Source organism: uncultured Cytophaga sp. (assembly GCF_937863595.1).
In the GTDB taxonomy this organism is placed as follows: Bacteria; Bacteroidota; Bacteroidia; order Cytophagales; family Cytophagaceae; genus Cytophaga.
Genome location: NZ_CALMGQ010000171.1, coordinates 1 through 15,132, shown reverse-complemented (window position 1 = coordinate 15,132; position 15,132 = coordinate 1). Strand labels below are relative to the sequence as shown.

The 15,132-nt window shown below is 37.9% G+C and carries 8 protein-coding genes; 7 read left to right on the top strand and 1 reads right to left on the bottom strand.

All coding sequences use genetic code 11. The features are described 5' to 3' along the window. Nucleotides 1-91 precede the first annotated feature (91 nt). Complete coding sequence (locus Q0543_RS15000; protein WP_299254889.1) at nt 92-751, top strand: YiiX family permuted papain-like enzyme; 660 nt, start codon at nt 92-94, stop codon at nt 749-751. Between the two features lie 111 nt (nt 752-862). Here the strand turns inward: Q0543_RS15000 and Q0543_RS14995 are convergent, their stop codons facing one another. Beyond that, nucleotides 863-1,282, bottom strand: a complete 420-nt coding sequence (locus Q0543_RS14995) for a nucleoside-diphosphate kinase (protein ID WP_299254886.1) — start codon at nt 1,280-1,282, stop codon at nt 863-865. A gap of 356 nt (nt 1,283-1,638) precedes the next feature. Here Q0543_RS14995 and Q0543_RS14990 point away from each other — a divergent pair, with 356 nt between their 5' ends. The 6 genes from Q0543_RS14990 to Q0543_RS14965 form a co-directional block, all read left to right on the top strand. After that, nucleotides 1,639-2,679, top strand: a complete 1,041-nt coding sequence (locus Q0543_RS14990) for a DHH family phosphoesterase (protein ID WP_299254883.1) — start codon at nt 1,639-1,641, stop codon at nt 2,677-2,679. After that, entirely contained in the window at nt 2,673-3,557 is an 885-nt protein-coding gene (locus tag Q0543_RS14985; protein ID WP_299254880.1) for an FKBP-type peptidyl-prolyl cis-trans isomerase, read from the top strand. Before Q0543_RS14990 ends, Q0543_RS14985 begins: the two co-directional genes overlap by 7 nt. 9 nt (nt 3,558-3,566) lie before the next feature. Then, nucleotides 3,567-4,487, top strand: coding sequence for an FKBP-type peptidyl-prolyl cis-trans isomerase (locus tag Q0543_RS14980; protein WP_299254876.1), 921 nt, complete (start codon nt 3,567-3,569; stop codon nt 4,485-4,487). A gap of 11 nt (nt 4,488-4,498) precedes the next feature. Then, the gene (locus Q0543_RS14975; protein WP_299254873.1) at nt 4,499-5,395 is read left to right on the top strand and encodes an FKBP-type peptidyl-prolyl cis-trans isomerase; all 897 of its coding nucleotides are present in this window, start codon (nt 4,499-4,501) and stop codon (nt 5,393-5,395) included. A 311-nt stretch (nt 5,396-5,706) separates the two neighbouring features. Next, on the top strand, nt 5,707-7,941 hold the full coding sequence (locus Q0543_RS14970; RefSeq protein ID WP_299254870.1) for a helix-turn-helix domain-containing protein: 2,235 nt from the start codon (nt 5,707-5,709) through the stop codon (nt 7,939-7,941). A gap of 1,156 nt (nt 7,942-9,097) precedes the next feature. After that, on the top strand, nt 9,098-15,132 hold a 6,035-nt coding region (locus Q0543_RS14965; RefSeq protein ID WP_299254867.1), incomplete at its 3' end, for a PKD-like domain-containing protein.

The window sequence follows — 15,132 nt, the reverse complement described above, 5'->3', positions numbered from 1 at the left end:
TTGTAGATATAAAAAAGGTTGAATAGTACTATTCAACCTTTTTTATATCTACAAAGATTTTTTTTGCGTTAATATTTAAAAAAGGGTAATCATGAAGAAAAGAATTATTATCGGAAGCATACTATTCATAAGTAGTTTTATATTATTTTCCTTTTATTCTAACAAGAACGAAAATTCTTCTATTTATAAATCGAATAATAATAAAATAGCCTATTTAGAAGGTGACATTATTTTTCAATCTTCTCAATCGACCCAATGCAAAGCGGTTAAGCTTGCAACGCATTCAGAATATAGTCATGTAGGAATGATTACATACATTGATGGCAAACCATTTGTTTTAGAAGCTGTTGAGCCTGTTCGAACAACGGAACTTGCAACTTGGATTGCTCATGGAACGGGTGGGCACTATACGGTTATGCGTTTAAAAGATCGAAATAATGAAATACTAGATGCTGAAATTAAAATAGCACAACAACTTGCCAAAAAAATGATTGGCACACATTACGATATCTATTTTAATTGGAGTGATGATGAACTGTATTGTTCTGAATTGGTATGGAAAATCTATAAAAGAGGATATGGTGTTGAACTTTGTTCTTTAAGAACAATGAAAGAGTTTGACTTATCTTCGCCTGAAGTAAAAACCATTATGAAACAGCGCTACGGGAATAATCCACCATTAACAGAATTAGTTGTTGCGCCATCTGATTTGTCAAATTCGCCTTTATTGTTTGAAGTAGAAAAAAAGTAATACAGGGAAGACTTGTGTAGATTTTCGATAGTACTTATTAAATGTATAGATGGCTCTAAATCGGAGCCATCTATACAATATAGATTTAAGTATTAAAGGAACCTTTACGTATTAATATTGTTCCATCTTACTGAAAAAGAAACTTGCTTCAAGTTCAGCGTTTTCATCAGAATCTGAACCATGTACAGCATTGCGTTCCATTGATTTTGCAAAAACTTTCCGAACAGTCCCTTCTTCAGCATTTGCAGGATTTGTAGAACCGATAAATTTTCTAAAATCTCCTACCGCATTTTCTTTTTCTAAGACAAGCGCTACGATTGCACTTTCAGACATGATGGATACTAAACCATCAAAAAACGGCTTGCCTGTGTGAACGGAATAAAACTGACCAGCACGTTCTGCGCTTAAATACGTCAACTTCATTGCTACTATTCGAAAGCCTCCGCCCTCAATCATTTTTAAAATACTCCCCACATGTCCGTCTCTTACAGCATCTGGTTTAATCATTGAGAAAGTTCTGTTTCCGGCCATAGTTGTATTTACTTGTTTATTTAGATGGTTATACCTTCAACGACGAATACGCTAAAGGGTTAATCATTTATGTATTCGATTTTTGAAGGATAAAATCATAGTTAGGAGTAGAATTATGTTCATAATAGTTCTTTTCACTCAACGAGACTTGAGTGTACTTTCCCAACCGATCAAATCCAACATTCAAACCCATGAAAAGGGTGACTAAACATAGATTCGTTTATTATTTAACAAAAATAGATAAATACTTGACATTCCATAATGTAAATTCTTAAAATGAAGCACTTGCAGGTTGTTTTTTCTACTATTTCTTTTGACCTTTGTCGGCTTGAACTATCCATTGAAGTAAAGACTAAATGCAGCAACAGCTGATTGAATTAAAACGACTCTTAGAATCTCCTAAGAAAATTGTTATAACCACTCATCACAAACCCGATGCAGACGCATTGGGGTCTTCGTTGGCTTTAGCTCGTTTTCTAAAAAAATTGAGTCATGAGGTACAAGTAATTGTGCCCTCCGATTATCCTTCTTTTTTAGATTGGATGTCTGGAAATGATGATGTTTGGGTATTCAGTGATGAAAAGGAGGTGCGATCTGCAGCATACATTGAAGCAGCAGATATTATCTTCTGTTTGGACTTTAATGCATTAGGTAGAATCTATGATTTAGGCGATTTGGTTGGCAGTTCAAAAGCAATTAAAGTGCTTGTTGACCACCACTTACAACCCGACAATTTTGCAGATATATCAATTTCAGATACTTCAGCAGCGGCAACTGGCGTTTTAATCTATGAAATTATTATTGGCTTAGATGGGCGTCACCTAATGGACACCTACATTGCAGAATGTATTTATGCTGGGATCATGACGGATACAGGCTCATTTCGCCATTCCAACACAGATCAAAAAGTGCATCAAATCATTGCCGATTTATATACGTGGAATTTAGATTCATCGCGTGTACACCGATTGATATTTGATACCAATTCGGAAGAACGCTTACGTTTACTCGGATTTTGTTTGTCCGAAAAGTTGGTAGTTATACCAGAACTGTATACCGCCTTCATATACTTAACTGCAGAAGAATTGCAACGCTTTGATTCGAAAACAGGAGATACGGAGGGCTTAGTAAATTATGCTCTATCGATAGACAAAGTTGTTTTGGCAGCAATGATTATCGAACGCGAGGATGGCGTAAAATTATCCTTTCGCTCAAAAGGCGATTTTAATGTTAATGTATTTGCACGTACTCATTTTGAAGGGGGAGGACATAAAAACGCATCAGGAGGAAGGTCTCTTAAAACCTTGTCCGAAACCGTTCGTCACTTCCGAGAAATAGTATCTACTTATAAAGAAGAATTACTCGAAAATCTACGAAAAGAAAAATTTCTATGTTAAAGAAAAGTTTATCCCTATTGGCTGGCGCATTCTTAATCGCAAGCATCACTTCATGTAACAAGTTTAAAAAAACCGATAGCGGTTTAGAATATTTGATTGCAAAAGATTCTACAGGTGATGTGTATCCTGAAAAAGGCGGTTTTATTACATTTTGGTTTGCTATTAAAAACGATAAAGATTCAACAATTGATTCTCAATTTTCAGATCCAAATCCAGTTGGTATACCTACTCCAGAAGCAGTCCACAAACCAAGTATCGAAGAAGGTTTTTGGTTACTAACGGAAGGTGATAGCGCAGAGTTTTTATTGAATGCAGATTCATTGTATGCAAATACATTCCACAGACCTTTACCAACAGGCATAACAGCTGGCAGTAAAATCAAAATGGTTGTACGCATGGGTAAAGTGTATCCTAAAAAGTTTGTGGATTCAGTAATGGTTATTCAAGAAGAACAACAAAAGAATCAAATGGCTGAAGAAATGGTTACGTACAAACAAGATAGTATTGCCATTCAAGATTATTTGAAAAAGAATAACTTAAAAGGACAAGCTACTATTGGTGGTGCGTATGTAGTAAAGTTGAAAGAAAATAAATCAACTGATATATTTATTGCACCTATGGATAGCGTTCAAACAAAATATGTTGGAAAATTATTGATTGAAGGAACAGAATTCGACAAATCACCAGCGGGCGAATACTTTACATTTGTAGTGGGTATGGGTCAAGTGATTAAAGGTTGGGATCAAGGTTTCCAAAAATTAAAACATGGCGAAAAAGCATTGATCATTATCCCTTCACGTTTGGCTTATGGCTCTAGAGGTGCAGGTGGCGCAATTCCACCAAATGCTCCCTTAGTATTTGAAGTAGAAGTAAAATAATATATGTGAATGAAGCAATTCTTTCTTTTTAGTTTTTTATTTTGTGCATGCAGCGTTGGTTTGCATGCACAAAATAAAAAAATTACTGCAGCGGGGGAACAAGGCAGTTCCACTTTTTCGACAACAACTTCCGGCTTACAATATAAAATTATAAAAGAAGGTATTGGTAACGAATTACCTTCATCGGGCGGTTTTATCACTTTTTGGACTAAGATCCTTACAGAGAACGATTCAATCATAGATGATCAATTCCAAAATCCAGAACCTATTGCTATTGAGACACCAATACTCAGCTATAAACCAAGTATTGAAGAGGGTTTATTACTATTGACAGAAGGCGATAGTGCACTGTTCTTATTAAATGCAGATTCACTTTTTATCAATACATTTCGTCAGGAATTACCCGCATACCTTAAACCACACAGCACAATCAAAATGATTGTAAAAATGGGAAAGGTATATTCCAAACGTGTAGTTGATTCTGTTCGGTTTGAACAACAAAAGGTTGCAGCCAAGCAACGAGCTATAGTAACAGATGTAGATGTTAAAGATAGTATTGCAATTCAAAAGTATTTACAACTACATAACTATAAAGCAGAAGCAACGAAAAGCGGAGCTTACGTTGTTATTTTGAGCAGTAGCGAACAAGAAAAAAAGAAACTTCAAAAGAACGAAAATATTGAAGTTACCTACATAGGCACACTATTAATGGATGGAACAGAGTTTGATAGATCTCGTAATGGAGACTATTTTAAATTTACACTTGGTATAGGACAAGTTATTAAAGGTTGGGATGAAGGCATGCAAAAATTAAAGCATGGAGACAGAGCAATTATTTTGATACCCTCTAGAATTGCTTATGGATCTAAAGGTGCAGGAGGTTCTATTCCACCAAATGCGCCATTGGTATTTGAAGTAGAGATAAAATAACAAATAAAAACATGAATAGAATACTATTATTGATTGTATTAATTGGCTTCATTAGCATGCATGCTGAGGCACAAAAGAAAACAAAAACACCAAGTAAGGCTACTTTATTTAAAGAAAAAGATGTAGCCTATGCACCTTCTGGTTTAGCATATAAATATAGACTTGATGTTCCTGGCAAACCTGGTAACTTAAGCGATGTTGTGGAATTAGATTTTACATTGTATAACAATAAAGATTCTGTTTTGCGTAGTACAGTTGCAGAAAAAAATAGAGTTATTACAACGGTGCAAAAACCGAAGTATCCAGGCGCTTTTGAAGAAGCGATTGCGATGTTATCTAAAGGCGATAGTTGCGCATTTTGGTTGTCTGCAGATACCTTATTTAAATTAGGAATCGGCGCAGAAATGCCTCCGTATATTGAAAAAGGCAGCTTTGTGCGTTTTGAAGTTAAGATGCACGATATAATGACGATGGATGAATACAATAAAAAACAAGTAGTTATGGCAAAGCAAACACAAGTAGAAGAAGACGCGAAATTAGCATCCTATATTAAAACAAATAATATCAAGGCAACATTAGATACGGCTACAGGGATTTACTATCAAGTAGTACAAGAAGGTCCTGGTGCAAAACCCAAAGCAGGCAATAAAGTGATTGTACATTATACAGGTCAATTATTAAATGGTGAAATTTTCGACAGCTCCAAAGATCGCAACGAACCATTTGATTTCATACTAGGTAAAGGGTATGTAATTGAAGGCTGGGACGAAGGTATTCCGCTGATGCATAAAGGAGAGAAAGGGATTTTATATATACCTTCTTACAGAGGATATGGTGCACAACGCGCAGGCTCTATTCCACCAAACTCTAGTTTGATATTTGAAGTAGAATTGCTGGATATTAAATAAAAACAAGTACAAAGTATAGAGTACGGAGTACAAAGCACTAAGTTATCAAAAGGGTAAAGTTAATTTAAATTGACTTTACCCTTTTTTGTGTGGTGCAGTTTGCTTTATTATCAAATGTTAAATAATCTATGCCCAACAAACTACTATTTTTTAGATTGTAAGCGTAGTTTGCTAACTAATAATAACTTACAATATTATTAACCACACACTTTGTACTTTGTACTACGTACTCTATACTTTCCTCATCGTATTCTATACCTTTTTCCACAATACTTTTCCCTACCTTTACGAATCAATTAGCTAATAACTTAATGAACACCAACACCGAAGAAATCGACATCAACGTGCCGTTTGATATGGCATGCCAGTTTGTTGCACATACGGCAACATCTATTTTTGTAACTGGGAAAGCGGGAACGGGAAAAACCACTTTTTTAAAACAATTACGGGAACATACAAACAAAAAGCTTGCTGTTGCAGCACCTACAGGCGTAGCAGCCATCCATGCAGGCGGCGTAACCTTGCATTCGCTTTTTCAATTGCCCTTTAAGCCGTTTTTACCGACTACGTCGAATCAATCCTTCCAGCAAGAACAAAATTTTTGTGATCAGAAATCAATCTTTACGACGAGCCATTTAAGTGCTGCAAAAATTGATGTCATCAAAGAATTAGAGGTGTTGATTATTGATGAAGTATCCATGGTGCGGGCAGATTTGCTAGATGCCATCGATACTATATTAAGACACTATCGTGGCAACGAAGCACCTTTTGGAGGCTTGCAACTGGTTTTTATCGGCGACTTGTATCAACTGCCGCCGGTAGTACGCAACGAAGAATGGAATGTGATGCAATTGTATTACGACAGCCCATTCTTTTTTGAAGCACAGGCATTGCGTGCATTAAACCCCTTAGTTATTGAGTTACAAAAGACCTATCGCCAAAAGGATGGTTTGTTTTTAGATATTTTGAATCGCATACGTACCAATTCTGTGCACCCATCTGATTTGGAGCATTTGGACACGTACTTTAAACCAACCTTCCGACCAGCTCCAGGTGAGGCATACATTACCCTAACCACGCACAACGACAAAGCCGAAACAATCAACCGTTTTCAACTCAATCAATTAAAAACAGAAGAAAAAAATTACAAAGCTTTTGTCAGCGGCGATTTTAATGAGCGCAGTTTCCCAGTTGAAATGAATTTGCATCTCAAGGTAGATGCACAAGTGATGTTCATTAAAAACGACAAAGGAGAAAATCGCAAATTTTACAACGGAATGCTTGCTGTAGTAACCGAATTGGGTAGCGATTACATTATGGTGAAGCCCGTTTCTGGAGCAGACGAAATGAAAGTAGAACGCGATACGTGGAAAAATATTCGCTACCAAGCAAATAAAGAACGCGATTCAATCGAAGAAGAAGAATTGGGTTCTTTTGTACAATTCCCTTTGAGACTTGCATGGGCAATCACCATTCATAAAAGTCAAGGCTTAACCTTTGAACGCGCGATTGTAGATGCAGGCGATTCGTTTGCTGCCGGACAAGTATATGTAGCTTTGAGTCGACTTACTTCAACAAAAGAATTGGTGCTCTATTCAAAAATTTCCCCGCACAGCATACGCGTGGATGAACGTATATTGAAATACCTTTCTGCTTCGCACCCAACCAATGAATTAGAAAGCTATTTAAAAATTCAGCAACAAAAATTTTTAGCAATGTCTTTAAAAAAGGCATTTCAGTTTGACGATTTGGTACACGAAAGTTACGAGCAATATGTGTATGCTGGTGAACGACAAATTAGCGACCAACAACTTGCAGTAGATTGTTTGAAAGGAGTGCACGATTGTTTAGCGGATCTACAAAAAGTAGGCGTTAAGTTTATAGGCGAATTAAACAGAATATTGTCAACGGTTGAAAAAGAAGGGTATGCCCATTTGAATGAACGTGTTGGCAATGCGAGCAATTATTTCGGGAATCTTATTCGTGAAAAAGGAATTAGCATTCTTTCGGAGCACATTCAGGTAATGACACCAAAAAAGAAATGTAAAAAATATGTTAAAGATGTGCAGATGTTGCTGCGCGGAATAAAGAAACAAGAAGCTTTAATTGTTCAAGCAAAAGAATATGCTGAAGGCTTGTTAGCAGGTACAGATGTAACGCTATTATTGAAGAAAGGCAAACCAAAAATCAAAGAAGATAATCTTTCGACACAAGAAGAAAAAGCCGAAAAGCCTAAAAAAGGCGAAAGTCACCGCATCAGTTTAGAAATGTTTCGGTCGGGCAAATCCATGAAAGAAATAGCTGCCGAGCGTAATTATGCACTCACAACCATTGAAGGGCACTTAAGCTCTTTTTTACCAACAGGGGAAATTGGCATTCGCGAATTTGTAGATGAAGCCACGCAACAAAAAATTGAAGCTGTCATAGACCAAGTTGGCATCTTATCGGCAAAAACAATAAAAGAGGGACTTCCAGAAGAAATTACATATGGGGCCATTCGGGCAGTATTAGAAATATATCGAACGGCCTTAAATGCGCAGAAATGAGTTTTGAAACTATACCTTTACCAGTTACACTTTCGTCAGACCACTTTTTTTCAGTGGTCCGACGACTTATTTGAAAGAGAACGTTTTTGCACATATCCTTTATAATTCATTTTTGTCTGAACCAAGATTTTTGGGATTTAATGGGAAGTACAGGAGCAATTTACAACTAGGTGCATCGCCCCTAGAGAACGACATATCGAAATACGCATTAAAATATTAAACTTTCACCTTTACACTTTCGTCAGACTACTTTTTTTCAGTGGTCAGACGACTTATTTGAAAGAACATGTTTCTATTCTACACATCCTTTATAATTCATTTTTGTCTGAACCAAGATTTTTGGGATTTAATGGGAAGTACAGGAGCAATTTACAACTAGGTGCATCGCCCCTAGAGAACGACATATCGAAATACGCATTAAAATATTAAACTTTCACCTTTACACAGTCGTCAGACTACTTTTTTTCAGTGGTCCGACGACTTATTTGAAAGAACATGTTTCTATTCTACACATCCTGCGTATCCTTTAAATCCTTTATAAATCTCAGTTCAGACAATAGGGAAATAAGGGAGCAATTCTTTGTCGTTACTCCATTTTCGAATAATACATTCTAATTTAGCGCCGAAAGACATTCAGTGGCTTTATTAGAAGGAAAATAAGGCGAAGCTATTTTTTATTGTTTATTCAGCCCTGAATATTTTAATTGAATAAAATTTATCGCTTATACAATTCAACGTCAACAATTCTTGCATCTAAAACGTGATGTGCCCAGTTTACTAAAAACACGTTCGTTACAAAAATAAAAATGGATTTAAACTTCTTACAAAGAACAGCATATTATACATGTTAATTATTTAAAATAGTATTAACCAATAGTTTATATGTAGTAAGAAATCCTTGATAATTCAATAATTGGAATACTGCTTAATTATTTTTGATTTCACATGTTACCTTTTAACTGGCATTAAGTATACACGTCACAAGGGTTTCTTGCAGAAGTGCAAAAGATTCATAGAAAAAATAAAGATTATTTTGCAAGTTTTTTTATTCACATATTAAAATCTGCAAAAATTAGTGTAAATTCGTGGTTAAGTACCATAGTTGTGAATCTTATTATACGGGTTAAAAAGGTATTATATTTTAAATGGTTATCTTATGTTAAAATCAAAAAACCAAAATTGGTTGTTAGCAATTGTTTTCTTTTTTATTGCTAATGGAATATTTGCACAGAACTTGCAGATTTCTGGGGGGAATGCCCACACGGTAGCTATTTGTGAGAATGGTGACGTATTTGCGTGGGGGAAAAATGACGTAGGTCAGCTAGGGCCCACAGGTCCAGGAGGCTTTTCAAATGAACCAGTTATGGTTACAGGTTTTCCTGCAGGTTTGGATTTGAGACAAACAGATGCAGGTTCTGGATCCCATACCTTAGCATTAGGTTGCGATGGTCGTGTATATGCTTGGGGAGCAAATGCTACTGGTCAGTTGGGTAACAATGTAGCGAGTGGCTTTTCAGCAACACCTGTTCAAGTTGTTGGTATAGGCGGAGTTGGTTTTTTAAGCGGAGTAAAATACGTATCAGGTGGTAACGATGAATCGTTCGCTATTTTGAATGACGGTCGTTTAGTTTCATGGGGACAAAACGATAAAGGGCAATTAGGTAATAATACAACTACAGATAGAGCATTTCCAAATTATGTACTTAAATGCGACGGCACTCAATTAACAAATGTAATTCAGGTTGAAGCAGGTGATGAGAACTGTTATGCATTATTAGCTGATGGTAGTGTTTGGTCGTGGGGTGATAACTTAAATAATGCTGGTGCTGCACTTGGAAGACCAGCTGCAGTTAATCCTCATTGTGCGCAAAAAGTGGTATATGGTGATAATACGGATGCTGGTTTTACAACAACTCCTGTTACAAATATCATATCGATTTCAGCGGGTGACAGACACGTTTTAATGCTGGATGCTACTGGTAGTTTGTGGTCATTTGGCGGAGACTGGGGGGCTGGACAATTGGGTCAAGGAAAAGGGTATCAATATTCTGCCCATAAAGTATTAGCTCCAAAAGCATTCAACTCTCCATGGACAACAGATCCTTATACAATAGCTAATGAATACAATACAGGTCCATACCTAACAGGTGTTACATCTATTTCAGCAGGTCAGGCGCATTCCATGGCGGTATTGGATGACGGAAGTATTGTAACATTTGGAGCAAATGGGTTTTTTGATTGTGGAGCAGATTGTGCGTATTTAGGGGGTCAATTAGGCATTGGAATGACTTTGGGCAATAAAATTAGTGCCACTGATCCAGGAAAAGGTGTTGAAGGCCCTGTTTACGGACTAACTGGACCTGGCGTAAAACTTGAAAATGTAGTGAGTGTATCAGATGGTGATGCAATATCCATTGCAATCTTAGCTAATGGTGATGTTTACATTGCAGGAAGTAATTCTTACGGTCAAGTTGGAATCGGTTCCGGTGGCTCTGCCGCTGGAGACAAATCGGATGTAGGGTATTTTACAAAAATAACCATACCTACATGTGCAATTGCAACACCGTGTCCTCTTAAACCTAATTTAGGTGCTGATTTTTCAAAATGTGCTGCAGTTTCACAAACTTTGTATGCAAATGTAGCTCCTAGGCCTACTTATAATTATTCATGGGAATATTCACTAACAGGAACTGCACCTTGGAATGTTATTAAAAACGTTACAACATTCCCAACTGCGAATGCAGATAATCTTACAGTTACCACGAATGGGTATTATAGATTAATTATATCAGATGATAGGGCTTCCTTACCAGCAAACTGTGCACCTTGTACAGCATCTGGAGACACGATACAGATTAAGGATCCTGTCGCTAATTTTGGCGATCCAGGGAATTTGAAATTTTGTGGAACAAATGCTACTGTTCACGTAACAGAAACTGGCTCTTCTGCAACTACTAATTTAAGCAGCTATGAATGGTATGCCGCTTTGACTGGAGGAACTGCACTAGCAACGACCGTAGATGCAACAACAGCATTATTAGATGTAACCACACTTACTAAAACGGGAACTGCTCCGAATAGAACTGCTGAGGTATGGGTAGAAGATAAAAGTACGTTTAATGCAATTTTAGCCAAGAAAGCAGATTTGGGTGCAATTGGTAACCAACAAACCTACGGATCGCGCAGAATTAACTTTATACCAATTAAATCGTTTTCGTTAAATTCCGTAATAGTTGAATGGAAGTCTTATTCTGCTTCAACTATCACACTGACTTTGAAAGATGCAGGAGGTGCCTCTTTAGCAACTGGTTCTTTTATTGCAGCAGCAGCAGGTGATTTAACCAGCACAATTACATTTAGCCCTACTCCTGCTTTAGCTGCTGGGGGTAGTTATTACATTGAATCAGATCAAGATACAAGACAATATAATACTGTTGGAAACGCCTATTCAACTAATTTCCAAAATGCAGGCATTGATATTTTAGACATAACATCTTATGGCACTAGCAGTGCAATAGATATATTCCCTCCTTTCTATGCATGGAATGTAACAGTAGGTTCTCCCTACCCATGTGGTCGTTTAAAAGTTTTAATAAAAGAAGATTGTCCGCCGTGTAACAAACCAACAAGCGTAACAGTTAATGGTGGCACATCTCCAATAAATAAATGTGTTGGCGATGCAGCTTTTACAACTACAGGCTCTTATGTGAATGCGGGAAATCCTGTTGCAAATACAACAATGGCGTATGTTTGGTATAAGCAAGGTTCGCCTGCACCAGCTCCAGCAGCATACACGAATTTAACAGCACCAACACCAGTAGCGACTACAGCTTCTCAAACGGTTCCGGTTAGAAACTTTACTTCCCCAGTAGTAGGTGATGCAGGTACATATATATTGCGTGTTGAAGATGGTACTGCAGGTAATGCATTGTGTTATACAGAAAAAACAGTTGTATTAAATGTAAACCCAGTACCAACAATTTCATCTGCAGCTACTGGATCAGTTTGTTCAGGTGTTGCACAAAATTATTCTATTACAAGTGTTGTTCCATCCAGTTATGTTTGGTCACGTGCAGTAGTTGCAGGTATTAGTAATTTAATAGCAACAGCACAAACAACAAATCCAATTACAGAAACGCTAACTAATACAACAAATGCAGCTATTGTAGTTCGGTATGTTATTACACCAACATCTACTACAGGAAGTTGTCCAGGTCCAGCATTTAATTATGATGTGACGGTTAATCCAAAACCAACGATTAGTTCAGCAACAACGGGAATCGTTTGTTCAGGAGTTGCACAGAGCTATTCTATTACAAGTGTCGTTCCATCAAGTTATGTATGGTCACGTGCAGCAGTTACAGGTATCAGCAATGTAGTTGCAACGGCACAAACAGCAAATCCAATTACAGAAACGTTGACCAATACAACAAATGCAGCAGTAGTTGTTCGCTATATTATTACCCCAACATCCACAACAGGTACATGTGCTGGTCCAGCATTCAACTATGATGTAACGGTTAATCCAAAACCAACGATTAGTTCAGCGGCAACAGGTTCGATATGTTCAGGTGTAGCACAGAGCTATTCCATTACAAGTGCTGTTGCATCAAGTTATTCATGGTCACGTGCAGCCGTAACGGGAGTTAGTAATGCAACAGTTAGTGCACAAACAGCAAATCCAATTACAGAAACGTTGACCAATACAACAAATGCAGCAGTAGTTGTTCGCTATATTATTACCCCAACCTCTACTGCAGGAACATGTTTAGGAACAGCCTTTAATTATGATGTCACAGTAGTTCCTACACCGACAATTTCATCTTTAGCAACAGGCTCAATTTGTTCAGGAGCAGCACAGAGTTATGCAATTACAAGTGTTGTTCCATCAAGTTATGCATGGACTCGAGCTGTAGTTGCTGGCATTAGCAATGCAATCGGATCAGGAGCAGCGAGCCCAATTACAGAGACGTTAACCAATACAACAGCCGCATCTGTAGTTGTTCGCTATATTATTACTCCCACATCAACAGCAGGTTCTTGCCCTGGCACACCATTTAATTATGATGTCACAGTGATTCCAAAACCTACGATTAACTCAGCAGCAACAGGAACAATCTGTACTGCAGTAGCACAGAATTATATCATTACAAGTGATAATCCATCGACATACACTTGGACACGTGCAGCGATATCCACAATAAATGGCAATGTTGCAGGTAGCGGAACATCCAGTCCGATTACAGAAGTATTGACAAGTACAGCAACTGGCCCAGTAGTAGTTCGTTATGTTATCATACCAAAATCTATAACAGGAGGCTGCGCAGGTCCAGCATTTAACTACGATGTAACAGTTAGTGCTACAGCAGCCCCTACAGTAGTTATTGTTGCAACACCAAGCTTAACAATTTGTGATGGAGATAATATATCGCTTAAAGCAAATCCAACAAGTGGAGGAACGTTTCCAACGTACAAATGGACATCTTCTGAACCGACTCATCCAGGTACATTATCAACGACAGATACATATGCGAGTACAGGTTTTAAAAATGGAGAAGTTATTACGGTAGAATTGACGAGTGATTTAGGATGTGCAAATCCTAAGACAGCAACGACAACAGCAACGATGGTTGTAAATCCTATACCTGCCCCTACAGTAAGTATTGTAGTAGACGATGCAGATAAAACGATTTGTCCGGGCGGAAAATTAATTTTCACTGCAACGCCAGTACAAGGCGGTACGCCACCAGCATATGTTTGGAAACGAAAACCGCTTGTTGGTCCAGCAGTAACAGTTGGAACAAATTCAGATACGTATACAACTACCACAGCAGTTGATGGAGATATCTATACTGTTGAAATGTTAAGTAGTGTAAAATGTGCACCAACGACGCCATCCGTTTCCAATCCGATTACAATCACAGTAACACCAGTTCCCGTACTTAATGTAACTATCGTAGCAGATAAAACGACAATCTGTTCAGGTAATGCTGTTAACTTTACAGCTACCCCAACAGGTTCTGGCTCAACACCCGCTCCAAAATATGAATGGTTTATAGGTGCAGCAGGAGCTGAAACAAGTCAAGGAGCTGCTACAACAACGAATCCATTTAGCACAACTTCATTAACCACAACAGCTGCTTTAAGCCCACAAGTTTATAGCATTTATGTTAAAGCTTTGAGTACTGCGTCATGTGCAAGTACAACACCTTCTCAATCACCAGCGATCACAGTAACGGTGAATGCAGGAGTAGTAGCAGGTACAATAACAACAGCAAAATTAACAATATGTAACAATACAACTCCTGATGCAATTACCGCAGGTACTACCGCAGCAAGTGGAGGAACAACACCCGTTTATACGTGGGAAGAATCCATTGATGGAGGAGCTTTTGGTCCAGCCAACGGCACAGTAAATGGCACAGGATTTACTCCAATCGGAGCTCAAACAGGAACAAAAGTTTCTTACAGAAGAGTTGTTACGTATTCAGACGTGCCATCACCATGTAATAAATCGACGAGTAATATTATAGATATTACTGTTCTCCCAGCATTAGTAGCAGGGGTAATTGAGGCTGACGAAAGTATCTGTATCAATACGGCTCCCAAAGTAATGAAAGAAACAGCGACAGGTGCAACTAAAGGTGGTGCAGGTTCAGGTTATGCATATCAGTGGCAATACACAGATGGAGTTATTCCATTCACAGATATTCCATTAGCTACAAATGCGACGTATACCTCCCCAGCGATATCTGTAACGACTAAATTCCAAAGATTAGATAAATCAGGAACGTGCGATGCTGTTGCAACGAACATTGTTACCAAAACGATTGCATCAAAAGAAATCATTACGTTAACACCCTTTACGACTCCCGTTGATTTGTGTGTAAGCGCAACGCCAACAGTATTTACAGCAGTTGCGAGTTCAGATGTACCAACGAGTACATTGACTTATGCATGGACTTTGGCTGGAGAAGCAGTAGGTAGCAATAGCAATACGTATTCATATACACCAGTCATTGGTAATGACAACGTAACCACAAAGGTGATTAAAGTTGTAGTGAGTACATCAAACACGTGTAATACAGGAGATAAGAGTGCAAGCTTCACGGTGAATCTGACCAATGCGTTAACGCCTACTATATCGATAACAACACCAATCAATCCAACTTGTGTAGGTTTCCCTGTAAA

Excerpts from the sequence above, each read along its gene's own strand:
- Q0543_RS14985 (WP_299254880.1), top strand. The coding sequence starts at position 2,673 with ATGTTAAAGAAAAGTTTATCCCTATTGGCTGGCGCATTCTTAATCGCA.
- Q0543_RS15000 (WP_299254889.1), top strand. The coding sequence starts at position 92 with ATGAAGAAAAGAATTATTATCGGAAGCATACTATTCATAAGTAGTTTT.
- Q0543_RS14980 (WP_299254876.1), top strand. The coding sequence starts at position 3,567 with ATGAAGCAATTCTTTCTTTTTAGTTTTTTATTTTGTGCATGCAGCGTT.
- Q0543_RS14995 (WP_299254886.1), bottom strand. The coding sequence starts at position 1,282 with ATGGCCGGAAACAGAACTTTCTCAATGATTAAACCAGATGCTGTAAGA.
- Q0543_RS14990 (WP_299254883.1), top strand. The coding sequence starts at position 1,639 with ATGCAGCAACAGCTGATTGAATTAAAACGACTCTTAGAATCTCCTAAG.
- Q0543_RS14970 (WP_299254870.1), top strand. The coding sequence starts at position 5,707 with ATGAACACCAACACCGAAGAAATCGACATCAACGTGCCGTTTGATATG.
- Q0543_RS14975 (WP_299254873.1), top strand. The coding sequence starts at position 4,499 with ATGAATAGAATACTATTATTGATTGTATTAATTGGCTTCATTAGCATG.